Genomic DNA, 25,721 nt, shown 5'->3' with positions numbered 1-25,721 from the left:
GAACATGAGCGAAATCATCATTGAAAGCCTCAGCCGCCGCCGTTTCCTGCAAGGTGGCGCCGGCCTGACGCTGGGCTTCTGCCTGCCGGTGATGGCTGCTGGGGCCGCCGGAAAATCGGGCGTTGTCGCAGCCAGCACGGCCACTTTCGAGCCGAACGCCTTCTTGCGCATCGGCGCCGACAACAGCGTCACCGTCATGTCCAAGCACCTCGAAATGGGGCAGGGCACCTACACCGGTCTGGCCACCATCCTGGCCGACGAGCTGGATGCTGACTGGAAGCACGTTCGCGTCGAAGGCGCGGCAGCCGATGCCAAGCGCTACAACAACACCTTCTGGGGCCCGGCGCAGGGCACCGGCGGCAGTACGGCGATGGCCAATTCCTGGGATCAGATGCGCAAGGCCGGGGCAAGCGGTCGGGCCATGCTGGTTTCGGCCGCTGCCAAGCGCTGGAATGTCGGCGCGACGGAGATTGTCGTGCGCGACGGCATCGTCAGCCATGCTGCCAGCGGCCGCAAAGCCAGCTTTGGCGAACTGGCACTTGATGCGGCCAACGAAACCGTGCCGACCGAGGTCAAACTGAAAGACCCCAAGGATTTCCGCCTGATCGGCAAACAGGCCAAACGCAAGGACAGCGCGGCCAAGACCAACGGCTCGGCGCAATTCACGCAGGATGTTTTCCTGCCCGGCATGCTGGTGGCGGTGGTCGCCCATCCGCCGCAGTTCGGCGCCACCGTGAAGTCCTTCGACGCGAGCAAGGCGAAAGCGATCAAGGGTGTCGTCGATGTCGTGCAGATTCCACAGGGCGTCGCCGTGCTGGCCACCGACACTTGGAGCGCCAAGAAAGGGCGCGATGCGCTGTCGGTCAGTTGGGACGACAGCAAGGCCTTCAAGCTGGGCAGCGACGAAATCCTGGCCCAGTACAAGGAAATGGCCAAGAAGCCCGGCCTGATTGCGAAACAGACCGGCGATACGGCGAAAACCTTTTCCGGCGCCGCCAAGGTGGTCAGCGCCGCCTTCGATTTTCCTTACCTCGCCCATGCTGCGATGGAGCCGATGAATTGCGTTGTCCACCTCAAGGCGGATGGCTGCGAAGTGTGGAACGGCGAGCAATTCCAGACTGTCGATCAGGGCCGGGTGGCCGCGCTGTTCGGCCTCAAGCCGGAACAGGTCAAACTCAACATGCTCTACGCCGGCGGCAGTTTCGGGCGCCGGGCCTGCACCCAGTCGGATTACGTGCTGGAGGCGGCGCATATCGTCAAGGCGATCAACGGCAGGGCGCCCGTCAAGCTGGTCTGGCTGCGGGAGGACGACATGCGTGGCGGCTTTTACCGGCCCATGTTCCATCACGCGCTGGAAGCAGCGCTCGATGGCAGCGGCAAGCTGGTCGGTTGGCATCACCGGCTGGTCGGGCAGTCGATCCTGACTGGTTCGCCGTTCGAGATGATGGTCAAGGATGGCATCGACCGCGTTTCGGTTGAAGGCGCTTCCAATCTGCCCTACGCCATTCCCAATCTGCTGGTCGATCTGCACACGCCGACCAATATCGGCGTGCCGGTACTCTGGTGGCGCTCAGTCGGCTCGTCGCACACGGCTTACTCGACCGAGGTGTTCTTCGATCAGGTGGCGGCGGTGATGGGCAAGGACCCGGTGGCCCTGCGCCTCGAACTGCTGACTGAACACCCCAAGCACGCTGGCGTGCTCAAGCTGGCCGCCGAAAAAGCGAACTGGGGAACGCCGCTCAAGGCAGCCGCCGGCGAGCGTCGTGGCCGGGGTGTGGCGGTGCATGAATCGTTCAACTCCTTTGTCGCCCAGGTGGCCGAAGTGACCGTCAAAAAGGATGGCTCGATCAAGGTCGACCGCGTGGTGTGCGCGGTGGATTGCGGTACGGCGATCAACCCTGACAACATCCGTTCGCAGGTTGAAGGGGCGGTCGGCTTCGCGCTTTCGGCCGCCATGAGTGGCGAAATCACGCTCAAAGGCGGGCGTGTCGAGCAGGGTAATTTCGATACTTATCCGCTACTGCGCATCGGCGACATGCCGAAGGTCGAAGTTCATATTATTCCTTCAACTTCCGCCCCGACCGGCATCGGCGAACCCGGCGTGCCGCCGCTGGCGCCGGCCGTGGCCAATGCCATCGCCGCCGCCACCGGCAAGTTCCTGCACAAGATGCCGTTCAATACCGCCGAGCTGGTGGCCTGACATGGACAGCCTCGATACGCAGGTCCTCGACGCCGCCCGCAAATGGGCCGCAGCGGGGCATCGCTTCGCGCTGATCACCGTCGCCCGGACCTGGGGTTCCGCCCCCCGGCCACCGGGCGCCTGGATGATCCTGCGCGACGACGGGCAGGTGCAGGGTTCGGTTTCCGGCGGCTGCATCGAGGACGACCTGATTCGCCGCGCCGCATCCGGCGAATTTGTTGACGGCGGAACCCGCCTGCTGCGCTATGGCGTCACGGCCGACGAAGCGCATCGCTTCGGCCTGCCCTGTGGCGGCACGCTGGAACTGGTGCTCGAACCGGCACCGGATGCCGCACTGCTCGAACAACTCGCCCAGCGCATCAGCACCGGCCAACTGGTACATCGGCGGGTTGCGTTGGCGAGCGGCGCGGTCACTCTCGAAGGCGGCAGCGCCGGGGACAGCCAGCAATGGGACGGCCAGACGCTGGTCACGCTGCACGGCCCGGCCTGGCGCCTGCTGATCATCGGCGCCGGGCAGATTTCGCGCTATCTCGCGACCATGGCGCAGGCCCTCGGCTATCGCGTCTACATCTGCGACCCGCGCAGCGAGTATGCCGACGGCTGGGATGTCCCCGGCACCGAGCGCATTGCCGCGATGCCCGACGATGCGGTCACCGAACTTGGCCTCGACCCGCGCAGCGCCGTCGTCGCGCTGACCCACGATCCCAAACTCGATGACCTGGCCCTGCTCGAAGCCCTCAAGTCGCCGGCTTTCTATGTCGGCGCGCTCGGCTCAAAGGCCAACAACAGCAAGCGCCGAGAACGACTGCTGCAATATTTCGACCTCTCGCAGGCCGAAGTCGACCGCCTGCACGGCCCGGTCGGCCTGCCCATCGGCAGCCGAACGCCGCCGGAAATTGCCGTCTCCATCCTGGCCGAAATGACGGCTGTGAAAAATGGGCAAAATTCCAGGTGGCCCCTGGGGGCTGCCGTTGATTCCATGATCGTGGAAGCCGCCGATCCCTACGCCTGCAAGGCGACATGAACGACTGTGCCGGCATCCTGCTGGCCGCCGGTGCCAGCCGGCGCTTCGGCACCGACAAGCGCCTGCATCGCTTGCCCGACGGCACGCCGATGGCGCTTTCCTCGGCGCGCCACCTGCTTGCTGCCTGCCCGCGCAGCCTGGCGATAGTGCGGCCGGGTGACGATGTGCTGGCTACATTGCTGACTCGCGCCGGCATGCCGGTGATCGTTTGCCCTGATGCCGAACTTGGCATGGGTCACACGCTGGCCGCCGGCGTGGCGGCTGCTGCGGAGGCCAGCGGCTGGCTGGTCGCGCTGGCCGACATGCCTTACATCGCCGGCGACAGCTATCAGGCCGTCATCGCGGCATTGGCCGATGGCGCGGCAATCGCCCGGCCCACATTCGAAGGCCGGCCGGGCCATCCGGTCGGCTTTTCGGCGGCCTTCAAAACGGAATTGCTCGGCCTGCGCGGAGACCGTGGCGGCAAGGCCATCATCGATGCGCATCGTGAGGCGCTGCGCCTCTGCCCGGTCGATGATCCCGGCGTCGAGCACGATATCGACACCCCGGCCGCGGCCCGCAAGTAAAGCGCGACAGTCGCTTGCCGCAGGCATAAACTGGCGCTGTCCACCGCCCCGTCGGGCGGGCAAAAGGAGGCGGCCATGGCACTCAAGATTTTGAGCTGGAATGTCGAACACTTTCGCGGCGGCGACCGCACTAAAGCCGTCGCCGAACACGTACTCAAGCACAAGCCGGACGTTTTCGCGCTCTATGAGGTGGAAAACCTCGGCGTGCTCGAACTGATGCGGAGTTATTTCCCCAAATACGTTTTTCACATCACCGACGGGCCGGAAGCGCAGGAAATCCTCGTCGGCTTCAAGCAAAACGCCAGTTACCAGCCAACCTTCGTCCAGAAGCGGGAATTCAAGGCCTACAACCCGAGCCTGCGACCCGGCGCCAGCCTGACGCTGCGCAAGGGCAATGCCTACATCAACCTGCTGTTCCTGCACACCGACAGCGGTACCGATGCGCCGGCCTTCGGCAACCGGGCCGAGATGTTCGCGTACGTCTGGAAAATGAAAAAGGCCATCGACAAACTGGGCGAGGAGGGGCAGTTCGTCGTCACCGGCGATCTCAATACCATGGGCCTGACCTTTCCGCGTCCGGCCAAGAAAAACCTCGTTGTCGCGGCCGAACGCGAGATTGCCGCCCTTGGCGAAGCGGCGGCCAGCGCGAACATGACGCTATTGAGCAAGGAACATGGCGCCACTTTCAACAATGGCACGCTCGAATCCGATCTCGACCATGTGCTGGTCAGCCAGGGGTTGGCTGTCAAGGCGCAAGGCAAGCGGCCGGATGGCAGCGCTTACCAGGTCGGTGTGCGCGGCTGGCAGCAACTGAGCGGCCCGGCGCGCGCCGAATTCATCGCCAAGGTTTCCGACCACTGCGCGCTGGTCTTTGAAGTCGATTTCTGAATCGGCGTGACGGGCGCCGGAGCGTCAGCTATGATTGAGCGATTGTTTTGAAAGCACGCAGATGAACCCGAATCCCCTGACCGATGCCGACCTCGACCGGCTTGAAGAATTGCTCGAGCAAGAAATTTTCAATGGCGAGGCAATGCGCCTCGACGAAATCCAGGCCATGCTGTGCGCCGTCGTTAGCGGCCCCCAACCGGTTGCGCCGGCTGTCTGGCTGACCGAAGCGCTGGGCAAGGGGCTGGAAGCCGGCGGCAACCCGAATGTCGAAGCCGCACTGGAACTGCTGATGCGCCTCAACAACGACATTGCCGCCTCGCTGCTGGCAGGCGAAACCATCGCGCCGGTGCTCTATCCGCTCGACGAAAGCTGCAAAGACTACGACTACGAGGCGTGGGCGGATTCCTACATTTTCGGTGCCGGCCTGGCCGGCGACTGGTACGAAATGGCCGGCAAACATGCCGATGACCTCTCTGAACTGCTCGAACCGCTGTTCCTGCTCAACGGCATGCTCAAGGAAGATGCCGAAAAGAGTGGCGAACGCTGGTTCCCGCCGGCCGAAGAAGCCCGGCTGGTCGCCGATATCCAGGAAAACCTGCCGGTCATCGTCCAGACCCTGTACAACTTCTGGCGCAACAAGCGCACCGGCGGCACGGTGCAAAATGACGAAGCCAAACCCGGCCGTAACGACCCTTGCCCCTGCGGCAGCGGCAAGAAGTTCAAGCAGTGCTGCGGTAGCCCGGAAAAGCTGAACTGATCGACGTCTTGCCGGGTACGTCCAGCCCGTCGCCGTACCGCAAAAAGTAGAGCCCCGAAAGGGGCTTTGCTTTTTTCAGGCCGTTCATCCGAACGGCCTTTTTTACGTTTAGCCGAGGTCGACCGGCACGAATATTCGTGAATTGCCGCGTTCGATCAGGATGGCGGCTTTTTTGCCGGATTTGGCGATGATGCCGCGTAGCTGGTCGATGTCGCCGATGGGCTGGCCGTTGACCGCAACGATGATGTCGCCCGGGCGGATGCCGGCGCGGCCGGCGGCGCCGCTGGCTTGTTCGACGAGCAGGCCACCTTTGACTTCGGCCTGACGCTGTTCTTCCGGGGTCAGCGGGCGGACGGCGACGCCGAGACGGCCTTTGTCGGCCGATGGCGTTTCGCTGGACGCCACTTTTTCCTCGCCGAAACTACCGACCTTGACGTCGATGTTGCGTGTTTCGCCCTTGCGCCAGACCTGCAGGTGGGCGGTTTCGCCGGGCTGCTTGATGGCGACGGCGGCCGGCAGTTCGCCCGAGCTCTCGATGGTTTTGCCGTCGATGCCGAGAATGACGTCGCCCGGTTCCAGCCCGCCCTTGGCGGCCGGGCCGCCTTTTTCGACGGAGGCGACCAGGGCGCCGGCCGGCTTGGCCAGGCCGAAGGTGTCAGCCAGCGACTGATTGACTTCCTGGATGCTGACGCCGAGCTTGCCGCGCTGGACCTTGCCGTGGGCGACGATCTGCTTCTCGACATTCATCGCCACCTCGATGGGGATGGCAAAGGAGAGGCCCTGGTAGCCGCCGCTGCGTGAGTAGATTTGCGAGTTGATGCCGATCACTTCGCCGTTCATGTTGAACAGCGGGCCGCCGGAATTGCCAGGGTTGACCGCAACGTCGGTCTGGATGAAGGGGACGTAGCTGCCGTCCGGCAGGTTGCGTGACTTGGCTGAGACGATGCCGGCGCTGGCGCTGCTTTCGAAACCGAACGGCGAGCCGATGGCGAGTACCCATTCGCCGACCTGGGTTTGCAGCGAGGTACCGATCTTTACCGTCGGCAAGTTTTTGGCGTCGAGTTTCAGCACGGCGACGTCGCTGGCCTTGTCGAGGCCGAGCACCTTGGCCTTGAACTCGCGCTTGTCGTTGAGCTTGACGGTGACTTCCTCGGCACCGTCGACGACATGGGCGTTGGTCAGCACCGTGCCGTCAGGCGTCACGATGAAGCCGGAACCGAGGCCCTGCACGGGCTGCCGGCTTTCCGGTATCTGCCCGCGGAAGTGGCGGAAGAACTGGAAGAACGGGTCATTCGGGTCCATCTGCTGGAGATCGGGGCCGTTGGCCGCCGTCTTGCGCGTGCCGGTGACACTGATGTTGACCACGGCCGGGGCGTTGCTGGCGACGATGCTGCGCATGTCCGGCAGGCCGTTGGGAGTGTTGATGGGCGCCGCGGCAGGCGCTGTGACGGCGGCAGTTGGCTGGGTGGCGGCATTGGCATTGCCGAAGGGCACGTTCTGGCCGAGCGAATAGGCGCCGCCCACGGCGGCGGCAACGGCAAGGGCGGCCACGGTCATTTTCAGGGGTTTCAGTTTCATGTTGAGCTCTTGTCGGGTGGATTGGTTGGACATTGATCAGAGATTTTTGCCATGCAAGGAAAGCCAGGGGGAATGGGCGGCCTGCTCATCGCCGGTCTCGCCGGCTCTTTGCGCGGTTTCACTGGATTTGGCCGGGTCCGGGGAAATACTTTCGCCGGCGAAAGCCGATCCGCCAAACAGCGCACCGAGCGAGCCGGCAACCAGCAGCGAACGAAGTATGAGCCGGCCGTTTCCGGCAAGGCGGCGGGATGGTCGGATGGCGGCCGGGGTGTCGGCCAGGCCAAGATGCTGGCGAGACACCCGCATGAATCGGGCAAGCGTCTGTTCTTGCCAGTGGTGGTCGGATTGCATCGGGGACTCCTTGTCGATATCAGCAGGGAGCTAGTGTTGCGCCAGAACGCAATTTTTCAAGTAGCGTTTGTGCGACGATTTGTATCAAAGTTTGTCGGCGGACCCAACCCCGGTGGCCATTGGTGCGGCGTTTTACCTGAACCGGACATCGCTTCTCAACAGGATGATTGTCTTACTGCTTCGGTGATGCAGGTCGCATTGAGGAAGGTTTGGCCGGGGGAGTTGTCGGCCGCTTGTTCATCAAGGGGGGCAGCTGACCGGCATGACGTTTTGGGCAGCAAAGAGCTGGTCAGCAGCCATCCTGAGCAGCTGGTTTATCGAGTCGCACCGTGAACCAGAAAGTGCTGCCCATGCCGAGTTGGCTGTCGACACCGATGCTTCCCCCCATCGCTTGCACCAGTTTCTTACTGATTGCCAGCCCCAGGCCGGTACCGCCGAATTTTCGGGTCATTGAGCCGTCGAGTTGTTCAAATGCGGAGAACAAACGTCCTTGCTCTTCGGCTGGTATCCCGATGCCGGTATCGGCTATCTCAAAGTGCAGAACAAGACTTGTCGCGCTTTCCTCGCCGAGTGCCGCACGAAGTTGAACTGAGCCAGCGGCAGTGAATTTGATGGCGTTGCTGGTCAGCTTGGAGAGGATTTGTTCGAGGCGTGCCGGGTCTCCATAGAGCTGGCGATTGGCCAGGGCAGGGTCAAGGCTCAGTTCGAATAGCAGATCCTTCTTGCGAGCGTCCGCTTCGAATCGTGAGGAAACGCGTTCAAGCGTGTCGGCTAGCCTGAATCCAGCGTTCGCGAACCGTATTTCACTGGCCTCGATATTGGCGAGCTCAAGAATATCGTTGATGATTTCCAGGAGTTGATTGGAGGCCACCAGCACCTTGTCCAGTTGATCAGTCTGCTTGGGATCTGTCGTAGCGCGCCGGACGATTCTTGTCAGGCCGAGGATGGCGTTCATCGGGGTCCGTAACTCGTGACTCATGGTCGCCAGGAAAATGCTCTTCGCCCGATTGGCGGCTTCGGCGGCCTCCTTGGCAATCGAAAGCGCCGCCGTGCGTTGCTCGACCAGCATTTCCAGACGCTCCCGGTGGTCGGCCAGTTCCGCCTCTGCCTGCTTTTGCGCGGTGATGTCCCGGGCAATGGTCGATACGCCAACGATTTCACCATTGGCATCGAAGATCGGCGAAATGGTGACTGAAACATCAAGCCTCACGCCATCCTTGCGCAGCCTGACTGTTTCAAAGTGATCGATCTGTTCGCCAAGCTGAATCCGTCTGAGGATCGCTGCTTCCGCATCCTGATGATCCGGCGGAAAGATGCGCTGCAAGGGCTGGCCGATCATTTCCTCGGCAGTAAAGCCAAACAAAGCGGCCGCTCCCGGGTTCCAGCTGGTGACGATCCCATCCAGTGACTTGCTGATGATCGCATCTTCCGATGACTGAATGATCGATTCAAAATGCCGCAGATGGCGCTCCAGCAACTTGAGCGGCGTGATGTCCGAAACCAGCGCATAAAAACCCTTGACCCGTTGATCCTGAACATCAGGCAAGTAGTGGGTATAGGTCGAGCATGCGCTGCCGTCCGGCATGTACAACGTATCCTCGAAACGCTGCATTTCACCCTGCAACACGGCGCGGATATGGGGTTCCACATGGCGAAACGATTCTTCGCCAAGGAGCGCCTGCAAGTGCAGGCCGCGCACTTCCTCTGGCGCTTTCCCGAAAAATTCCCGATGGCGGGCATTGGCAAATTCGCAATGCAGTTCGGCATTCCAGTAAGCGACCAGGCCGGGAATGTTGTCGGTCACATCAAGCAGGAAGCGCTCGCGCGCCTGCAATTCGTGCGTCATCGTCCGGGCCAGTTTCAAGGCACGGGCTCGGCTGGTCGTCAGCAACCAGGCAACCAGTGTCAGCAACAGGCCAAGACCGACGCCACTCCACAGGATCAGTGGCGCCTCGTTACTGCCAAAACGCTTGGCAAAGCCTTCGGAAGCCACCATGGAGAGCGCCCAGGTACGCCCGGCGATGACCATGTATTCGTTGGCGTTGAAAATGCCGGATGTCCCCTCCGCTTGCGTCGGGTACCGATACATCAGGGTCTGAGGGGAAAGTTCTATCCCGTCATGGATGGCAAAACCGATTCCCGGCGGCAGCTGGCCGTAGAGGCTGGCCATCAGGTCGCTCATCCGGAATGCCGCGTATACCCAGCCGATCAGCTTGGCGCGGCGCTGTTCTTGCGTGGCAAGTCCGGTATCGCCCGCATAGATCGGCAGGTACATGATAAAACCCGGCTGTTCATCAGGCTCCGTTTCGACACGCAATCGTACCTTCCCGGAAATCGTGGCCATGCCGGTGTCTCTTGCCCGTTCCATGGCCAGATGCCGGGCCGGCTCAGACCAGCTATCGAACCCGTAGGCAATCCGGTTGCGACCGATGTAGGGCTCGCGTTGGACGATGGGGGCGTAGGCGTCGCGCACGCCTTCCGGTGAAATCCGGTAATCGGCAACCCCAAGTCGGCGCATCTTGGCGAGATGATCCTCTTTCTGGGCGGCGGGTACCCAGTCGATCTGGCCGATGGCCTGAATGCCGGAGAAATTGGCATCCAGTTGAAGCGTTGCGACATAGTTGCGAAACGCGGTGCGATCAATTTTTCCGGCAGCGACGTAATGCGCCTGCACCCCGCGCAGCAACTGCTCATACGCCCCCATGCGTTGCTCGATACGACTGATCGTTTCTTGCTGGGCGTGATTGAAATGTGTTTTTAGCTGAAGCTGGCTATTGGCGCGCTCATGATTCCAGGCTTGCCAGGTCAGGCCCAGGGTCAGGAGCAGGATGCCCAGCGGTAACCACAGTGCGCGCAGGTGTGCCATCAAGGAGCCTGGAATTCAACCATTTCTGCCGCCAGATCCGTCCGGAAATAGCGTTCGAAGATGCGGCGCATGGTTCCATCGGAACGCATGCCGTCCACCAGGGCGCGCCATTTTTCACGCTCCTCGGGGGGCAAGGCTTTTTTCGACATGATCAGACCGTGCGGTACTGCCGGGTCATTGAATTCGACGATGGTCGTCACATCGTGAATCCTTTTCTCCTGGAGCGCCGGGTAGTCGAAAGGCTCGATGATCATGCCCTGTATCTTGTTAGCCAGCAGCAATTCGTACAAGGGCGACAAGCCGCCGGCCTGGCTGACGCGGTTGCCTGCCGTCAGCCGGTCCACCAACTGGTTGGCGTTGGTGCTGTAGCGGAAGCTCCGGATGACGCCGAGTTGCAGCCTGTCGTTTCGCTCGAAATCGGCAATCTGGCTAACGCCCGCGTCCTTGCGCGTCAGCAAGTAGTATTTGTTGCTGACATACCAGGCAAACGCCGCGAAACGTTCGCGTTCAGGATTGGTGATCCCGGACAGGCTGAAATCGAGTGCGCCGGATTCGATCAGTTGCCAGATCCGGGCGCGCGGCATCAGGCTGACATTCACCTTGCAACCGCTGCGACGGATCAGTTCATCGGCAACGTCCTTGTCGATTCCGCGGTCCGTCTCGGCCGAGTAGAGCAAGCCGTGTTCATGGAGGCCCAGGGTAAAGCTGCGGCCACAGTCAGGGCCGGCGGCCTGTACGGCTCCCCCAAGGAAACAGAGCATGAAGAGCAATGCGCGACAAATTTTTTTCATTTTTGGGCCCGGTCGAGATTGCTTACTATTATTGCCAATTGAATGTAAGAAAAATGTTTTTATTTTTTTTGTTATTTGTTGACGGTCAATGTAAACGTGATTACATTGACCGTCAACAAAGGCCTCAATAACTCAAATATAAGCGGAATTCGTGACCCGGTCACTCAAGCAACTCGTACTCGCTGCCGCCAAGGAATTGTTTCTCACGCGGGGTTATGACGCGGTCGGGGTGCGGGATATCGCCGGTGCCGTGGGGCGCCAGCCAGTGCAGATATATCGCTTGAATCTCGCCAAGCCGGACATCCTCGCCGAACTGATCATCGAACTGAATGCGGAGGAAATCAGGCAACTGCCGGAACTGCTGGGCAGGGTCAAGGGGGAGAGCCTGAGCGAACGGGTTTGCTCCTATTTTCTCGAACTTTATCGCCTGGACATCGAATTCCTGCCGATTCGCTCAGTGGGGGCGGCTTTCGGCTGGATGTGGAACACCCGCTATGAGCAGGAAATCATTGGCCAGGTCCTGCAGTTGTTGCAGCCGGTGGCCGGATGGATGGCCGAAGCGGGGTTGGAAGGGATAGAAGCGCGGGGCTATGGCATCTGGTCGGTGTATTACGTCGGATTCCGCCGAGCCGCCATCCACGGTGGTAGCGCCGAGGATTGCATCGCCGAAATCCGGCCAACGCTGGAAATTTTGCTGGGCAAAAATGCCGATGCGGGTCGATCGGCCTCATCACAGGGGGAGTCGTCATGAAATTCTCAAGTTTTCCGGGGCGCATTCTCGGCGCCTTGCTCGCGGTATGGCTGGTCTCGGGTTGTGTCACGACACGCTATGAATATGTGGCACCGACGACCGAGCACGGACGAATGTGTGCCATGCAATGTTCGACCTCCAAGGAGTTCTGCCAGCAGAACGAGATGAACCGCGCCCAGTACGAACAGCAAGCCTGCGAACAGCGCAGCGACTATCAGTATCACGATTGTCTGCACCACGCCCGTAGCGACAAAGACGCCAAGCACTGTTTCCGCCAGGCCTGTTTCAGCAATGCGAACACCTGGCGCTGTGATGAAAACTACCGGCAGTGCTTCACCGGTTGCGGCGGCACCGTCCACACCATCAGGGAGGAATGATCGTGAAAAGATTTGCTCTGCTTGCCCTGTTGACTGCCACGTTGGCCGCCCAGGCCGCCGGCCTCGAGTACTACAAGGAAGGCGCCATCTGCGACAGGAAATCCGGCTTCTGCGCCGACCACATGGGGGTTTCCGTGGCCCTGACCAAAATGTACCTCGGCGAAAAGGCCGAGCAGAAGCTGATGGCCGAGATCAACAAGGTCGGTATCCAGGACTTCGACGCCACGACCTTCACCATGCGCGGTGGCCTGACCTGCGATGCCAAGGTGAAAACCTGCTGGACCAATCGCTACGACAAGAAGGTGGATGCCAAGGCAACCAGGACGCTTTTCGGTCAATAAAAGCTCACGCAACCCAAAAGGCGGGCCAATTTTCAGGGGGTATTCATGAACACGAAACGCAAGGCAAGAATCGTCAGGAAAGGAGCTGTCTCCGGGCGAAGCGCGTATCTGCTACTGCCAGGGGTTCTGTGCTCGATATTTGCGCCGGGCTCGGCATTTGCAACTTGTAGCGCCACCGGAGACACCATCCAGATTGCCTCCAATTGCGAAGACCTGAGCATTGGCAATTCCACAACGGGGGTGACGATAGGCCAATCAGCGACGGTATCGCCATTCTTTGCCCTGGACGCCGTATCGATCAATCCGGCGGGAACGGTGAGCGGTACCTTTCTGAACCAGGGAACCATTACGTCTGGCTTTGGCCACAACGCATTCGTAAACCATGGAAATGTTTCGGCGCTAACCAACGAAGGCACGATAACGAATGGCTCCACCAATAATTCATATGCCGCGGTATTGAATAACAATGAAATCGGCACGCTAACCAATAGAGGGATCATTTCTGCAACGGTCGGTTCATTTGGCGCGGGCGCCCAGGCGATCTTGCAGAGCGGCCATATTGGAACATTGATTAACTCCGGCACCATCTCGGCCCAAAATCGCGCGATTTATTTCACGCCAGGCTTCACTGCCAGAATTGATACCTTGATCAACTCGGGAACCATTGAAGGCGGCATAAGCGGTGCCCCGACCTCCACCTTTGCCAACGCAATTGAGCTTGGGCCTGGCAACTCAATTGGCACGATTCTAAACACCGGAACGATTGATCACAGCGTTTGCGATGCCGGTGGAACCTGCTATGCCGCAATCAATAACGCAGGCGGCTCGATTGGCACGATTACCAACCAGGGGAACCTGACCAGCGGCAATACCGGCAGCACCGGCTACGGCATTATCAACGGCGTTACCGGAACAATCGGCACCCTCAATAACGCCCAGGGCGACTTGAAGTATTACGGCCCACTCCCAGCCAACTACAACACCATCATTGCCAGCCCAGCCAGTTACGGCAAATTGAATGTTACTGCGCCCTCAGGTCAGACGAGCTTTGGCATCGCTCAGGGCTCTGCGCTGACCAACAACACCTACACCGCCGTGCTGACCGGCGTCACTGCCGGCAATCTGGCAGCGACCAGCGGTGTCTATGGCGGGGGCCTGGTGCAGATGAACTGGCTGCTGAGCAACCCGGCGGGAACGCAGTGGGATCTCACCGCCACCTCGATCCCCGTTACGCCGACCAGCACTGGGACCAGTTCAGGCAACAAGCTAAGCAACGCGCTGTTGATCTCGTATGCCACGAGCGGTGCGACGGCGATTGCCAACAGCGGAAGTTTGCTGGGCGCCATTCAGTCACTGACCCCGGCCCAGGCCAACGGGCTGTCCAAGGTCCACGCCGAAGGCTATTCGTCGAACATGACGATCAACCTGGAGCAGATGGGGCACATCACCAATACGGTGATGGATCGCATCCATGCGCCGCTCTCCGGCCAGAATGCGACGTCGGCGGCCTATGAAATCGATCAGGGCCGCTACTTCTGGGGCGATGCCAGCACCATGAAAGGCTCGGTAAGTAGCTACGACAATCTGGCCGGATTTGGCTACCAGCTCTCCAACATCGTCATCGGTAGCGACCTTGCCCGGAATCCATCCGGCGGATTCGGCGTGTTCGGCGGCGTCGGTTACACGACGATGACTGAACCAGAACAGGTATCGCAGGACTTTTCATCGACCAACTATTACCTGGGCCTCTACGGTGGCCAATACCTGCCGAACAGCTTCAAGCTGTCCGGCGCCGTCGGCTATATCTACAGCGATTCGACAGCCACGCGTAACAACCCGAATATCGGCGCCTTCACCGGCGGTGCAGCGAAAAGCAAGTATCAGTCGAACGGGGTGTACGGTGCCCTGAAACTTTCCCGCCCCTTCCTGGCCTCCGAGCGCCTGGCGCTGACGCCATTCGCCGGTGTTTCCTATTCACAGTTGTGGATGGGTCAGGCGAATGAATCGGGGGGTAATGATTTCAACTATTCGATTTCAGCGACCAGCGCCCGTTCGATGCTGAGCTTTGTCGGTGGCGAATTCCTGATGCCGCTGAGTCATGGAACGAAAAACCCGCTGTCGCTGGCCGGCTTCTACCGCTTCGGCTACGACTGGAGCGCCGACCAGAACGCCGCCCACGAAATCACCGCCAACAGCCACCTGTTTGGCTCATTTACGCAAATCGGCGCCAACAAGGGACCGATCAATCATCTGATAGGACTGGGTTTGCAGGGCTACATCGCCCCCGGAGTCTCAGTACGCGCCGGAATCGTCGGCCGGATTAGCTCGCACGGTAACGAGATTGGTGGCGGTGGCGAGATACGTTGGGAGCTGTGAGTGCAATTGCCGCTCGTGCTCGTGCTCCGTGTTCGGGTGTCAGGGAGAAATCCTGGTTAGCCGTTTCGGTCGACAGTTTGTCCAGCGAGAAACTCAAAGTTCGTGCCGGCAAATCGGTGGATCGTGACGGCATATTTGTCGAGGATTTCGGCCTGCTAGCCTCGGCTGTGCCTTGATCGCCCGGCCGATGGCCGATTCAGAAATCAGAGTAGTTCGGTATCTTCGTGCGAATAGGCCGGTGCGCAGCAGCACAGGATGTGCAAGGCTTCTGACCCCGTGTTTTCCACGCAGTGCGGTGTGCCCGGGGCGATCGCGATGCTGTCGCCGACTGCGATGGCAAAACGCTCACTGCCCAGGGTCATCAGGCCGCGACCCTTGGTCACGTGGTAAATCTCTTCGGTGATTCCGTGCCGGTGCAGCCGGGTCGTGCTGCCCGGCGGAACGACGGCTTCGGCCAGGCTTTGCTGGCGAACCGCGTGCTGGGTGGGGTGCAGCAGCTCGCGGATCTCCGAGCCATCCTTGGTGATGTAGGGGGCAACATCACCCAGCGATGTTTTCAGGCTCACTGGCCGCCCCAGGGTTGGATCGGCACGGTCGAGATGGCGTTGGCTGGGGCGCCTTCGATGATCCGGCGGCTGATCGCCAGATAGATCAGCACGTTGCGTTTCTTGTCGAAGAAACGGTGGATCTTGGTTTCCTTGAAGAGCAGCGAGGTGTCTTCGCTGAACACCACTTCGTCTTCAGCCAGCTTGGCTGGCAGGTTGATCGGGCCGATCTGGCGGCAGGCCAGCGAGAATTGCGACGGGTCTTCAGCCAGCCCGAAGCTGCCTTTGACGCCGCCGGTGCGCGCCTGGCTGACGTGGCAGGTGACGCCCGATATCTTCGGGTCATCGTAGGCATAGACGCAGACCCGATGGTTGGCGCCTATCAATTTCCAGGCGGTGGTGGCGCAATCGATTTCTTCGGCGGCAACCGGCAGGGCGAGGGCTGCGAGGAGCAGGGGGAGCACATGTTTCATGGCTTTATTCTAGGTTGTTGGAGCGTTTCAATGGTAACGGAATCATCTTGCTGACGTATTTCGCGAGCAGCTTGTAGGCGTCGCGGTCGAAGGGCGGGCGCGAGCCGTCGAGCAGGGCGTGGATTTCTTCGTCGCTTTTCACCGTGCCGAGGTAGCGCCAGCCCTCGACCAGATGGGCTTCTTCGCCTTCGCGGATCAGCGCCGGTCCGGTGAAGGGCCAGGACACCAGCTTCAGGCTAGTCAGTGCGGTCATCAGCCGCATGGTGTGCTTGGCCAGCGGCTCCTTGCCGATGCAGGCACCCTTGCAGCGCTTGATCTGGTGGCCGAAGCAGGGTTTGCCCGGCTTGGCCTTGTCCAGACCTGTCAGGACATCACACAGATTGTGCGATTCGGCCAGCGTCCGCAGCACCTCGTTGGCTTCCTTGGTGCTCTTGAACAGCCCGTAGCAGGACGTGTGAATGTCGAAATCCAGGTCGGCGGCCAGTGCCAGTTGGGGGCGCAGCCAGCCTTCGCCTTCATCGACCAGCGTCCAGGTGCAGACGTCGTCGTTCTTGCGCAGTTGGCGGTTGGCCGTCGGCAGCAGGGTCTTGACCAGCCGCGACTCCTTGAGCAGGGCGCCGATCTCGCCGGCTGTTTCGATCCAGTCGATGCGCCTGACCTGTTGGGCCAGCGCCATCTCCTTGGCTGAACTGTGGTCGCCCGAGAAATGCGACAGCACCCGCTGGCGGATGTCCTTGGCCTTGCCGATATAGAGCGGCAGGTCGTTGTCGCCGTAGAACAGGTAAACACCGGGCGATTCCGGCAAGTCATCAAGAATGCTGGCGTCGATATGCGGCGGCAGGCTGGGGTGGGCGTTCTGTGCCTTGAGCGCGGCATCGATGGTTTCAAGGCTGCGCTTGAGGTGGATCTTTTGCCAGAACTGGTGGATCAACTGGGCATCGGCCAGCGCCCGGTGGCGGGCCTCGGCACGCAGGTCGTGGCGCTCGATCAGGCTGTCGAGATTGTGCCGCTTGTGCTCCGGGAACAGGGTGCGCGACAGCTTGACGGTGCACAGCACGGAAGCGCGGAAGGTAATGCCGAGTCGCTTGAATTCGTTCTTCAGGAAGATGAAAGAGGTGTAATATAACTTCATGGAAAACAGAAAAGTTTATAGCTATCTCCGCTTCTCAGCAGCCAAGCAGGCCACTGGTACGAGCATTGAGCGCCAGGCTGAGTATGCACTGAAGTGGGCTGAGTCACAGGGCATGGTACTCGATCAGACCCTCACCATGAAGGATGAGGGTCTCTCAGCCTACCACCAGAAGCACGTTCGCTCTGGTGCCCTTGGCCTCTTCCTCGAAGCAGTTACAGCTGGGCGAATCCCTACAGGTTCGGTGTTGATCGTCGAGGGCCTTGATCGCTTGTCCCGGGCTGAGCCGATCCAAGCGCAGGCTCAGCTGTACCAGATCATCAACGCTGATATCACGGTGGTCACCTCCGTGGATGGCAAGCAGTACAACCGGGAACGCCTCAAAGCTAACCCGATGGACCTCCTCTACTCGCTGCTTGTGATGATCCGAGCACACGAGGAGAGTGAGACTAAAAGCAAGCGCGTAGCTGCTGCTGTCCTTCGACGTTGCCAGGGGTGGGAGGCCGGTACGTTCCGTGGCAAGGTGCCAGGCGGAAAGGACCCCTCTTGGGTGCGTTGGAACGGGCAGGCGTTTGAGCTTGAGCCTGTCATGGCTTCCGCAGTCAAGACCGCGATCCAGTTGTACATAGAGGGCAATGGTCCGGTTCGTATCCTGCAGCTCTTCGAGGAGCAGGGCATCCCTATGACTGGATCACAACGCGCCTCAAACGCGCTGGCACTGATCACGAAGCAGCCTCGCTTGTTCATCGGGCAAAGGCCTATTTCCACGTGCGGAGAGTCGTTCGTGCTGGAAGGGTACTACCCTCCATTGCTCACTGCTGAGGAGTACGCACGACTGCTGGCCGCGATTGCAGAGCGTAAGCAGGCCCCGCGTAGGGCTGGCGGCAAGAGTGACTATCCTAGCCTGTTCACTGGGATGTCATTGGCGTTCTGCGGGAACTGTGGGGGCAAAATTGTCTCCTGCAACAGCACACGCCAGTTCGAAAGCGGTCCTTCGGTCTATCGCTGGGTGCGCTGCACGACGTGCTCTCTGACAGCCAGCATGGCTCGCCTGAAGAACCAGCAGGCTAGTGCCGGCGCGACAGCGATAGAGAAAGCTGTGCTCGACTATTGCTCTGATCAGCTCAACCTAGACGCCCTACTGAGTGGCGGTGGTAGGGATGCGACGCTGCAAGCCGAACGAGCTTTAACTGCCCAGACTCTTGCTGAAACTGAGCACAAGATCACAAAAATCCTCGACGCAGCCCTTGAACTGGACGAACTGCCGCAGGCGTTGCTGCGAAAAGCAAAGGAGCTTGAGGACTCCTTGGTTGGACTCAGGGACAGGATTCACCAGCTGGATGCCAAGGTGACTGCAGGCGAACCCGCTGAGGCTACTTCACTTGAGTGGGCTGCGTTGAGGGAAGGGGTGATGGCACTGGACTACGACGCTCGCCTGAAGTGTCGGCAGCTAATCGCCAATACCTTTAGCAAGGTCCAGTTCTTTTTCAAGGGTGGGCGTATCCCAGAGAACTGTGTAGATATCCTACTCACCTCCAGAACCGGAGTATCCCGGTGGCTACGGATTGACCGTAAGACTGGGCAACTGGTTCGAGGGCTGGAATTGGTTAAGTAGGGAGGTGCTACAAGACACCTGCTCAGCTTCATTTGTCCGGGTCAGTGACTAAGCGACGATTCTAGCTGTCACATGTATCTCGTTCTTTTGACTCTCAGGAAATGCAACGTAGGTTTCCCAGTCGAAAGTGCTCTCGATGAATATGCCAACCTCAACTGTTTCAGCGCCAGTGATCACCTGGCTGAACCTGAACGGCCCCTCAGCACTGATACCCGTTGACTGAGAGATGATGGCCACACCATCCTTCTTAACTGAAAAGCCAGCCCCATGTATCGATCGAACCTGAATGAGGGTTTTCTTCAATGGCTGCAACTTGTACTGCAGCACGGCCCTGTGCAGAGAGTCGATATTGAAGAGCCAGTCAGGTGTGATAACAACTGACGACACTTCATCACCCTGAACTTTGATGCGTCGATACACAGCGAACAGGTTTGTAGATGGGGTTCTATCGAGTTTAGATAGTTCTACTTTATCTATTGAGAGGTTCATATCACGGCCAAATTGTTACTGTCACATTGACAGGTAAAGCAGACGATCTATTTGTGTACGTGCTTGATCCATTGGCAACAACAACGCTCGACATGGATAGAACAACGTCCAGCACGTAAGCACCGTCAGCAGGTGCCACAAACTGCATGATGAAGGTTGCTGTTTGATACTCGTTTCTTATGTCTCGTGAGACACCTATAGTTCCATGCACAACACCGTTTACTTTCAGCTGAGCCTGACATCTCGATGCCTGCCACGTGTAATCAGTTCTATGCGGAAGCAGCACATGTACCTCAACAATAGTCTGCCTACCATTCAATAGATTGACTGTGTTGGTGAGCACTTGTCCAGACGTGACACCTGCATAGCTTTCAGCGTAAATCTTGGTGACTCGCTGACCACCAACCCGCAGCTCGTCAAAGTCAGCCACAGCTGCTTTAACTGAATACGGAACATCAACTGCAGCCCTGTCTAGTATCAATCCCATCTCATGCACCCATGATGAGTAGTTCTGTTAACGTGAGGCTGCCGACTGCAAGTTCAAACGCAATCACCCTTGGGCCATCAACACCCTGAGGGACTTTCCACACATGTGTGAAATCCAATGAGCGATTGCCACTTGGGTAATAGCTTGACCCTATATTCGAGTAGGCAGGGCTAAGTGTTCCTTGAGTCAAGCCGTCGTAACTTGGCAAGTACAACCAGTCTGAAGGGTCTGTTTTATCCACGAAACGACAGTATCCAGGTGACGCGTCAACAGCAGTCACCATGGCACTCACTCTGAGCACGATGCACTGCCCCTGTCGGACAACCTGTACCATCCTCACCCATTCCGTATATGGCACAACATAATTGTGCTTAGGTCTAGGTTTCACCTTGAAGCACCTGCCAACAGGAAGCAATTGCGGGATTCTCCCGGTCGGCCCCTTGCCGGCAACAGCCAGGTCGAATCCGAACGACTCATCGGAATCGTCGATTATCGGTGCGGAAGAAAGCACAGTACCTGCGCTCAGGACGTCAGCCTTGAACGTGCTCTCATTCCCAGCTTGCTCAAGCCTGACAAGTGTCGAATCAATCATCAAGCTCATGACCCCTGCTGCCCCCAGAAGTAGATTACAAGGGATGCAAAGCAGCTACCAGGCGGGATCAAACCGTCCAATGCGACAGTGATCCATTCACCAACTACGGATATATCCTGCTGGCTGATGAACACGCTGATGTCACCGGTCCCGACATACTGACCGCTGAACGCAGGATTGGTACTGCACTCCAATGTGATCGTCATCCCTGCGTTTAGAGGTAGCGCATCCACACTGAAGGTGACTGTCGATGAGAAAACCTGACCCGGGGCAACGACGAACTTGTCAGAGTACAGGTAGGTGTCAAACGATGTTCCGTAGGTGGACGGCGTTGTGAATTTTATGCACGACCTTGTATCGACGTTGGCAGCACTCCATGAACCTTGAGCACCTGCAACCTGCGTGGTCCAATTCAACAGTCCTGCATCGAAACTGCCATTGAGAATGGCAGGTGTGCTGGCGTTGGAAACAATGGACAGGTTACCGTTGATCACCATGCCGTTCTCATCGAACGTCATCTTGTCAGAGGCGGCGTTGCCAAGTGAGAGCTTGTAAGCGTTAACATCATAGCCAAGCCAGAACCCACTACCATTATCAAATGCGGGCTGCCCACCTCGGATATGACCAGTATTGTCGACCTTCATCTTGCCGGTCTCTAACTCACCAACGCTGGCGCTGATAGCCTTCAGATCGATAGATGCGATGTGCTCTGCCAGAATAGACTCGGGGATCATGTCACCACCGTCGATCTTATTTGTCCAGGCCGATACACCATCCCATCGGTAAAGTTTTTTCTCTACAAGGTGGTAGACGACCTGCTGACCACCTACGTCAGCTGGGCTGGCTGGTAGGGTTGAGACGGATGGCAAGCCTCCTGCGTTAAAGCTGCTGCCACCTGACTCAGCGCTAATGTTCAGGCCAGTCTTCCCGAACAGGTCATAGTAGGCTGCCTTGAAGAACCAGCTGCCTGTACCCATGTGCAGGAAGGATGTTGCCGGTCCCTCGTAGATTTTATTGCTATCATCGGGCGTGAATCCCGAAGTCTGGGAAGCCCAGAAGATCGTCCCGGCATAATCAGCTTTGGCTGGCTTACCAACCGTTACCGCAAAAGCCTGTACGCCTTCATCTACAGATGGAGCTGGAGCCTCAGCCATTTGCGAGTTGGTTACAACGATTGATGCCGTAGCCCCGTGTGCTCCTGAAGGGGAAATCCCTTCCACTTCGACAGTCAGGGTACGAGAAGGGGCGTCAGACTGGTCAGCCGCCATCTGGGCGAAGCGGTAGGTAAATTGCAGATCGGGAGTTTCAAACTGGCGCACGATGGTAGCGCCCACCTTGAACCGCACGTAGTAGCCTCTCACACGAGGCAAGGCTACCCAGCCCACTGTCAGGTCCGGACCTTCCCACGCTTCCACCAGAGATACAGTGGTAGCTGAATAGACACTGGTCGGATCAATACTTGGAACCACAAACGTGTCAGATGAAACATGCCCCGGGCGACCAAGGATTGATACACCCGCCACGCTGATCTCATAGTCGCCGGGGGTAGCGTCCTCAAGTTCAACTTCAGTCACCGCCACGTCAGGCATGCTTCTCCAGGTGCCCCCACCGTAACGATAGGAGACTGTGTAGGTTGCCACGTAGGGTGAGCCGATGGCATCCCAATGGATAGTAACCCTCGGACGGTAGTAGCCATTCTGATCGATGTAATGCACGATCGTGTGGGTCAGGCCAGTGGGCGCTGCCAGCTTCTCAGCCGGCCGAGCCGGCGTCACGGTATTCGCAAGGGGTTCGAACTGCGTGCCTTGGTCAATAGCGGCGAACTTGCTCGGGTTGTACTGAAGGGCAGTGATCTCGTAGGTGATCCCCTCCAGTTCCTTCATGCTCACCACCTTGAACAGTTGCGGTGAAACCGCCGTACTGGCAAGGACCCATACCGATTGTGTGTTTGGCACCTCGGAGAGCGCCGAAGTCAGGTCCAGTTCCGTGGTCTCGCCGGGAGTCAGGAACACACCCCTCTCCTCGATGGTTCCATCAGGCTTGATCACTGAGAGCGTGTAGGCCTCAGTACCAAGGAGGGTTACCGACTTGTCCAGCGTAATCTTGTTCAGCGTTGCAGCTTTGACTCGACCGCCCAACCGCGCCCCAGCCTTGTCGTTGTCCATGACCTTGATCACGGCTCCGGGGTAACAGCGCAGGTGTTCAAGGCCCACCTTGAACGTGACCACATCAGTGAGATAGCGCTCCGTCAGGAGAATCCGCTTACCCATCCGGTGAGCCTGCCCGCGTGAAGCACAGCCAATGGCCACCAGTTCAGCCTGTCGGATGCCATAACGTTCGATACCCTCGGGGTCCTCAACGTACTCCACCTTGCGGCGATACTGGTCGAGCGGGTCGTTGTAGCTAACTAGAGCAGTGGTGTGTCGAACAGACCGGGAAGACCCGTTGTAAGTGAAGAGGCCGTCAATTACGTTGGCGTTTGTGAATTGGTAGGCAGCGTCTGCAGGCGCATCCTGCGTGCAGGACAAGCCGCCAGAGGCCCAGAACAGCATGCCGGCAAACAGTCCGGTCATGTCCGACAGGACCTTGAAAGCTTCCTCTCTCGTCTGCAGATACATGTTGCAACTGAAGCGAGGCTCTTGGCCTCCATAGCCATCAGGTACAAGCTCGTCGCAGTACTTGCCAATCGCGTACAGGTTCGCCTTGTCTACTTGAGATTCAGGGACGAACTCACCAAGGCCGTAGCGCGGGTTGGTCAGCAGATCGTAGAAGCACCAGGCAGGGTTGTCCGACCAGGCGACCTTCATCTCTCCGTTCCAGATACCTCCAGAAGTGCCCGGCCCGGTGGTGGCATACACGCGAGTGATCGGGTCGTAATTCTTCGGAACCCTGATCCGCAACCCTTTCATGTCATAAGCACGAGTAGGGATGGCAGAGAACTGGCTGGCATCGATAGTGATCCCAACGAGGGCCGAGTTCGGGTACGAGAACTTGGAGTCAATGAGGGCCGTCAGCGAGGCCCATTGTAGGTCTCGTAAGTTGTAGTCGTCAGAATCAGGGGTGGTCTTAGCCACTTGTATAGTCCAAGGACCATCTCCGGGGAGTTCGATACGGTAGTCCTTACTGTAAGGACTTGAGGCCTTGCCGGTGATCGTGTCGGTGATAACGACTGCACCATTCACGCTGATCTGGACGCCTACCGATCCGCCAGTAACATCGCCCGACGTAGGGTTCTGAGTGGAGAGGCGGGGCACAGTAACCATGATGCGGGCTGCGTCATAGTAAGCACCGATCAGCATGCGCGTCAGAGGCGTACCAGCAGTCACCTCGCCGATGGACGAGGCAATAACCGCCTCAGTGGCTGGGAAGCCGGGAACGTGGGTCTGGACAACTGCACCGCTACGAGTTTCAACAGTGAAACCGTTGAAGTTGTAGGATGAATCCGCATTCTGCAGAGGGGTGTCGTCGATTAGAATGGACTGAAAGCCATTCACTAGCCCCTCTACCTCTCCCTCAGAAACAAGGTCTAGGATTCTTGCATACTGGACTGACGCCAGCGTGTCCGCTGCGATTGTCGCTGCACGCGGGGTTGATGCGCCGCTGTCACCACCACCGCCACCTGCACCTCTAACGTAGTTATGCACCTGCAGTCACCCCTGCTGAAATTACCTGAGAACCCACGACGAGCCGGCCATAAAGGACCGGCACAGGGTGGCCCTGTGAAACCGTATTCACTGCGCCTGAAAAGGCGTATGAAGTGAGTTCCTGCTCGTCCAGAACGCCCTGGACATCCGTATCTTTCTGACCTGACACCATCATCGAGAGCACGCCGCTGATCGCAAGGTTGGCTGCGATTGCATAACCAGTCTGAACCCCTGACGAGCTCAACCACCCGGCACCTGCTGGGCCTAGGTAATAGCTGGCTACAGCCACTACTGCTGCAAGGAGGATTGTCGATAGGCCGTTGTTATCACCACCTGCTCCCTTGATTGCAGGGACAATATGGATGTCAGGGTTCAATCGCGAAGCCACCATATCGGCGGGGCTTTGCATTTCAACGCCATCGACCGTAACGACGAACCCGCTGTCGCTGGCGATCACATCGTGCAGAAAGGAGGGAAGGCTGGCGCCGATCACCTGAATAGCTTGCAGCACTGAATGAACTTCCAGTTCGAAGCACGAACCGTAGCGCTCAGCAAGGTTTCCGTGGAGCGTGATCGTAGCCATCAGACAAGGTCCTTGGATGAGATCGCCGTTGCGATAACTTGGGAACCAACCACAGCTCGCCCGTAAAGCACCGGAACCGGGTTACCTTGCCGTGACACGTTGAGAGCGCCGCTGAATCTGTAAGAAGCTTTCGACGCGCCTCGCTCCAGACCTGCAAACGTGAGGGACCTGGCGCTAGGGGCAAAGATCATGCCGATTACTCCGCCGATGATCAGGCCGATGCCGACGTCAACCAGAAAACCGCCACCGAACTCAGCTGTAAGCACCCCCACAACAACAAGGACGATACCTAAGACGACCTGCCAGACGCTGCCGTTGCCGCCAGCGCCCTTGATAACAGGGATAATGTGAATCTCTTGGCCTTGCACAGGGTTCGCAAGTTCGTTCGAACCTATGTTGGATTCACCTACCCATACGTGGTACTCGTGGCCGATGACGTCATCCGCGAAGGTAGCGAAACTTGCTCGAAGAAGCGCTATGGCTTCCGCCACAGACTCGGCAGCTAGGTCGAACCTGCTGCCGTACTTTTCTGCCAGGTGCCCATGGAGGATTACAGGGGTCAGCATTTCGACTCGTGCCTCAATATAAAGTTGGTGCACTTCTGCCAGTACCCTCCGTAAGGCGTCTTGCAGGAGAGGGCGTTGCCAGAGTGGTGAAGCATCAAACCGTCACCAAGATAGACCGCAACGTGGTTCGGGACAGGGGTGATACCGTTCTGCATAATGATACCATCGTCCATCCTTAAGGTTCCATCTGTCACTACGCGGAAGCCAGCTTTCCAGAAATTATCTGGAGTGAGGAGGTCCTCGCCGTGCTCCCACCAAGCGCCGTCCCGGGCAAAGTCAGGCAGGTCGAGACCGATTGTGGCGTAGTAGTCACGGGCCAGTGAAAAGCAGTCCAGCACACCAGGCACAAACGGACGCCCGATCAGCGGAGCTTTGAAATCAGTAGGCTCGATCTGCTTGTAGGCACCCGATGGCAGCGCGACAATGATCCAAGGGAGCTTAGTACTCTCGCAGCCTACGAGGTCGGCCATGCTCGGTTCCGGCGAGCCATGCAGGTGGGAGTGCACCACCGCGATGATTCCTTCACGCTCAGCCTTCAGGTAATCCGCAGGGTGGATCACAAACTCGACATCGGTCTCTGCAATGTTCCGGCAGGGGCGGTAGATGGGGTGGCCATAGGGTACAACCACAAGCCCGCAGGCCTCTCTCTGTGGAGTCTCCTGAGCGTGCTTGAATGCTTGCTCGAAAAAAGGGCGAACATCAATCATTCTTGTTTCCTGTAGGACGCGTTGG

The 25,721-nt window shown here is 58.8% G+C and carries 24 protein-coding genes; 10 read left to right on the top strand and 14 right to left on the bottom strand.

The window, feature by feature from the left end:
* The first annotated feature begins 4 nt into the window (after positions 1 to 4).
* The 5 genes from KI617_RS10955 to KI617_RS10935 all read left to right on the top strand — a co-directional run bounded on the left by KI617_RS10955 (position 5) and on the right by KI617_RS10935 (position 5,435).
* Positions 5 to 2,200 (top strand): xanthine dehydrogenase family protein molybdopterin-binding subunit, encoded by a 2,196-nt coding sequence (locus KI617_RS10955; protein ID WP_226446183.1) that lies wholly within the window; start codon positions 5 to 7, stop codon positions 2,198 to 2,200.
* A 1-nt stretch (position 2,201) separates the two neighbouring features.
* Positions 2,202 to 3,224: an XdhC family protein gene (locus tag KI617_RS10950; protein ID WP_226446182.1), complete on the top strand. Its 1,023-nt coding sequence runs from the start codon at positions 2,202 to 2,204 to the stop codon at positions 3,222 to 3,224.
* Complete coding sequence (locus tag KI617_RS10945; protein WP_226446181.1) at positions 3,221 to 3,790, top strand: nucleotidyltransferase family protein; 570 nt, start codon at positions 3,221 to 3,223, stop codon at positions 3,788 to 3,790. The genes KI617_RS10950 and KI617_RS10945 overlap by 4 nt, the downstream gene beginning before the upstream one ends.
* 75 nt (positions 3,791 to 3,865) lie before the next feature.
* The gene (locus tag KI617_RS10940; protein ID WP_226446180.1) at positions 3,866 to 4,678 is read left to right on the top strand and encodes an endonuclease/exonuclease/phosphatase family protein; all 813 of its coding nucleotides are present in this window, start codon (positions 3,866 to 3,868) and stop codon (positions 4,676 to 4,678) included.
* A 61-nt stretch (positions 4,679 to 4,739) separates the two neighbouring features.
* The gene (locus KI617_RS10935) at positions 4,740 to 5,435 is read left to right on the top strand and encodes a YecA/YgfB family protein (protein WP_226446179.1); all 696 of its coding nucleotides are present in this window, start codon (positions 4,740 to 4,742) and stop codon (positions 5,433 to 5,435) included.
* Between the two features lie 108 nt (positions 5,436 to 5,543).
* Here KI617_RS10935 and KI617_RS10930 read toward each other — a convergent pair whose 3' ends face one another.
* From KI617_RS10930 to KI617_RS10915, 4 genes are all read right to left on the bottom strand, one after another.
* A complete protein-coding gene (locus KI617_RS10930) occupies positions 5,544 to 7,013 on the bottom strand; it encodes a DegQ family serine endoprotease (RefSeq protein ID WP_226446178.1) in 1,470 nt (489 codons plus the stop codon).
* A 36-nt stretch (positions 7,014 to 7,049) separates the two neighbouring features.
* Positions 7,050 to 7,364 (bottom strand): hypothetical protein, encoded by a 315-nt coding sequence (locus KI617_RS10925; protein WP_226446176.1) that lies wholly within the window; start codon positions 7,362 to 7,364, stop codon positions 7,050 to 7,052.
* 289 nt (positions 7,365 to 7,653) lie between these two features.
* Positions 7,654 to 10,230, bottom strand: coding sequence for a CHASE domain-containing protein (locus KI617_RS10920; protein ID WP_226446174.1), 2,577 nt, complete (start codon positions 10,228 to 10,230; stop codon positions 7,654 to 7,656).
* Complete coding sequence (locus KI617_RS10915; protein WP_226446173.1) at positions 10,230 to 10,991, bottom strand: substrate-binding periplasmic protein; 762 nt, start codon at positions 10,989 to 10,991, stop codon at positions 10,230 to 10,232. Before KI617_RS10915 ends, KI617_RS10920 begins: the two co-directional genes overlap by 1 nt.
* A 181-nt stretch (positions 10,992 to 11,172) precedes the next feature.
* Here KI617_RS10915 and KI617_RS10910 point away from each other — a divergent pair, with 181 nt between their 5' ends.
* Genes KI617_RS10910 through KI617_RS10895 form a run of 4 tightly spaced genes read left to right on the top strand, consistent with a single transcriptional unit; the run spans position 11,173 to position 14,866 of the window.
* Complete coding sequence (locus tag KI617_RS10910) at positions 11,173 to 11,772, top strand: TetR/AcrR family transcriptional regulator (RefSeq protein ID WP_226446172.1); 600 nt, start codon at positions 11,173 to 11,175, stop codon at positions 11,770 to 11,772.
* Entirely contained in the window at positions 11,769 to 12,149 is a 381-nt protein-coding gene (locus tag KI617_RS10905) for a hypothetical protein (RefSeq protein WP_226446171.1), read from the top strand. The genes KI617_RS10910 and KI617_RS10905 overlap by 4 nt, the downstream gene beginning before the upstream one ends.
* A gap of 2 nt (positions 12,150 to 12,151) precedes the next feature.
* On the top strand, positions 12,152 to 12,490 hold the full coding sequence (locus KI617_RS10900) for a YcgJ family protein (protein ID WP_226446170.1): 339 nt from the start codon (positions 12,152 to 12,154) through the stop codon (positions 12,488 to 12,490).
* 45 nt (positions 12,491 to 12,535) lie between these two features.
* Positions 12,536 to 14,866, top strand: coding sequence for an autotransporter domain-containing protein (locus KI617_RS10895; RefSeq protein WP_226446169.1), 2,331 nt, complete (start codon positions 12,536 to 12,538; stop codon positions 14,864 to 14,866).
* A gap of 203 nt (positions 14,867 to 15,069) precedes the next feature.
* Here KI617_RS10895 and KI617_RS10890 read toward each other — a convergent pair whose 3' ends face one another.
* From KI617_RS10890 to KI617_RS10880, 3 genes are read right to left on the bottom strand one after another with little or no spacing between them, the layout of a single operon-like run.
* Positions 15,070 to 15,432 (bottom strand): cupin domain-containing protein, encoded by a 363-nt coding sequence (locus KI617_RS10890; RefSeq protein ID WP_226446168.1) that lies wholly within the window; start codon positions 15,430 to 15,432, stop codon positions 15,070 to 15,072.
* Entirely contained in the window at positions 15,429 to 15,884 is a 456-nt protein-coding gene (locus KI617_RS10885) for a CreA family protein (protein ID WP_226446167.1), read from the bottom strand. Before KI617_RS10885 ends, KI617_RS10890 begins: the two co-directional genes overlap by 4 nt.
* Positions 15,885 to 15,888: 4 nt before the next feature.
* Entirely contained in the window at positions 15,889 to 17,016 is a 1,128-nt protein-coding gene (locus KI617_RS10880; RefSeq protein ID WP_226446166.1) for a 3'-5' exonuclease family protein, read from the bottom strand.
* Here KI617_RS10880 and KI617_RS10875 point away from each other — a divergent pair.
* Positions 17,015 to 18,628, top strand: coding sequence for a recombinase family protein (locus tag KI617_RS10875; RefSeq protein WP_226446165.1), 1,614 nt, complete (start codon positions 17,015 to 17,017; stop codon positions 18,626 to 18,628). The two genes, KI617_RS10880 and KI617_RS10875, sit on opposite strands and share 2 nt — an antisense overlap.
* Positions 18,629 to 18,676: 48 nt before the next feature.
* Here KI617_RS10875 and KI617_RS10870 read toward each other — a convergent pair whose 3' ends face one another.
* The 7 genes from KI617_RS10870 to KI617_RS10840 form a co-directional block, all read right to left on the bottom strand.
* Positions 18,677 to 19,117: a hypothetical protein gene (locus KI617_RS10870; RefSeq protein ID WP_226446163.1), complete on the bottom strand. Its 441-nt coding sequence runs from the start codon at positions 19,115 to 19,117 to the stop codon at positions 18,677 to 18,679.
* 1 nt (position 19,118) lies between these two features.
* A complete protein-coding gene (locus KI617_RS10865; protein WP_226446161.1) occupies positions 19,119 to 19,604 on the bottom strand; it encodes a hypothetical protein in 486 nt (161 codons plus the stop codon).
* A 1-nt stretch (position 19,605) separates the two neighbouring features.
* Positions 19,606 to 20,205, bottom strand: coding sequence for a hypothetical protein (locus tag KI617_RS10860; protein WP_226446159.1), 600 nt, complete (start codon positions 20,203 to 20,205; stop codon positions 19,606 to 19,608).
* Entirely contained in the window at positions 20,202 to 23,690 is a 3,489-nt protein-coding gene (locus tag KI617_RS10855; protein ID WP_226446158.1) for a host specificity protein J, read from the bottom strand. The genes KI617_RS10860 and KI617_RS10855 overlap by 4 nt, the downstream gene beginning before the upstream one ends.
* A 142-nt stretch (positions 23,691 to 23,832) precedes the next feature.
* On the bottom strand, positions 23,833 to 24,423 hold the full coding sequence (locus tag KI617_RS10850) for a tail assembly protein (protein WP_226446157.1): 591 nt from the start codon (positions 24,421 to 24,423) through the stop codon (positions 23,833 to 23,835).
* Positions 24,423 to 24,989, bottom strand: coding sequence for a tail assembly protein (locus KI617_RS10845; RefSeq protein ID WP_226446156.1), 567 nt, complete (start codon positions 24,987 to 24,989; stop codon positions 24,423 to 24,425). The genes KI617_RS10850 and KI617_RS10845 overlap by 1 nt, the downstream gene beginning before the upstream one ends.
* Positions 24,983 to 25,696 (bottom strand): C40 family peptidase, encoded by a 714-nt coding sequence (locus KI617_RS10840; protein WP_226446155.1) that lies wholly within the window; start codon positions 25,694 to 25,696, stop codon positions 24,983 to 24,985. The genes KI617_RS10845 and KI617_RS10840 overlap by 7 nt, the downstream gene beginning before the upstream one ends.
* Positions 25,697 to 25,721 lie beyond the last annotated feature (25 nt).

Origin of the sequence: Ferribacterium limneticum, from assembly GCF_020510625.1 — a bacterium.
Lineage (GTDB): Bacteria > Pseudomonadota > Gammaproteobacteria > Burkholderiales > Rhodocyclaceae > Azonexus > Azonexus limneticus_A.
The sequence above is the reverse complement of the archived record's forward strand: the minus strand, read 5'-3'. Positions and strand labels throughout refer to the sequence as shown.

Bases quoted from the DNA above. Each gene is read 5' to 3' on its own strand.
- KI617_RS10935 (WP_226446179.1), top strand. From the start codon at position 4,740: ATGAACCCGAATCCCCTGACCGATGCCGACCTCGACCGGCTTGAAGAA.
- KI617_RS10870 (WP_226446163.1), bottom strand. From the start codon at position 19,117: ATGAACCTCTCAATAGATAAAGTAGAACTATCTAAACTCGATAGAACC.
- KI617_RS10905 (WP_226446171.1), top strand. From the start codon at position 11,769: ATGAAATTCTCAAGTTTTCCGGGGCGCATTCTCGGCGCCTTGCTCGCG.
- KI617_RS10940 (WP_226446180.1), top strand. From the start codon at position 3,866: ATGGCACTCAAGATTTTGAGCTGGAATGTCGAACACTTTCGCGGCGGC.
- KI617_RS10895 (WP_226446169.1), top strand. From the start codon at position 12,536: ATGAACACGAAACGCAAGGCAAGAATCGTCAGGAAAGGAGCTGTCTCC.
- KI617_RS10955 (WP_226446183.1), top strand. From the start codon at position 5: ATGAGCGAAATCATCATTGAAAGCCTCAGCCGCCGCCGTTTCCTGCAA.
- KI617_RS10880 (WP_226446166.1), bottom strand. From the start codon at position 17,016: ATGAAGTTATATTACACCTCTTTCATCTTCCTGAAGAACGAATTCAAG.
- KI617_RS10925 (WP_226446176.1), bottom strand. From the start codon at position 7,364: ATGCAATCCGACCACCACTGGCAAGAACAGACGCTTGCCCGATTCATG.
- KI617_RS10950 (WP_226446182.1), top strand. From the start codon at position 2,202: ATGGACAGCCTCGATACGCAGGTCCTCGACGCCGCCCGCAAATGGGCC.
- KI617_RS10930 (WP_226446178.1), bottom strand. From the start codon at position 7,013: ATGAAACTGAAACCCCTGAAAATGACCGTGGCCGCCCTTGCCGTTGCC.
- KI617_RS10865 (WP_226446161.1), bottom strand. From the start codon at position 19,604: ATGGGATTGATACTAGACAGGGCTGCAGTTGATGTTCCGTATTCAGTT.
- KI617_RS10850 (WP_226446157.1), bottom strand. From the start codon at position 24,423: ATGGCTACGATCACGCTCCACGGAAACCTTGCTGAGCGCTACGGTTCG.
- KI617_RS10915 (WP_226446173.1), bottom strand. From the start codon at position 10,991: ATGCTCTGTTTCCTTGGGGGAGCCGTACAGGCCGCCGGCCCTGACTGT.
- KI617_RS10875 (WP_226446165.1), top strand. From the start codon at position 17,015: ATGGAAAACAGAAAAGTTTATAGCTATCTCCGCTTCTCAGCAGCCAAG.
- KI617_RS10920 (WP_226446174.1), bottom strand. From the start codon at position 10,230: ATGGCACACCTGCGCGCACTGTGGTTACCGCTGGGCATCCTGCTCCTG.
- KI617_RS10845 (WP_226446156.1), bottom strand. From the start codon at position 24,989: ATGCTGACCCCTGTAATCCTCCATGGGCACCTGGCAGAAAAGTACGGC.
- KI617_RS10840 (WP_226446155.1), bottom strand. From the start codon at position 25,696: ATGATTGATGTTCGCCCTTTTTTCGAGCAAGCATTCAAGCACGCTCAG.
- KI617_RS10885 (WP_226446167.1), bottom strand. From the start codon at position 15,884: ATGAAACATGTGCTCCCCCTGCTCCTCGCAGCCCTCGCCCTGCCGGTT.
- KI617_RS10860 (WP_226446159.1), bottom strand. From the start codon at position 20,205: ATGAGCTTGATGATTGATTCGACACTTGTCAGGCTTGAGCAAGCTGGG.
- KI617_RS10945 (WP_226446181.1), top strand. From the start codon at position 3,221: ATGAACGACTGTGCCGGCATCCTGCTGGCCGCCGGTGCCAGCCGGCGC.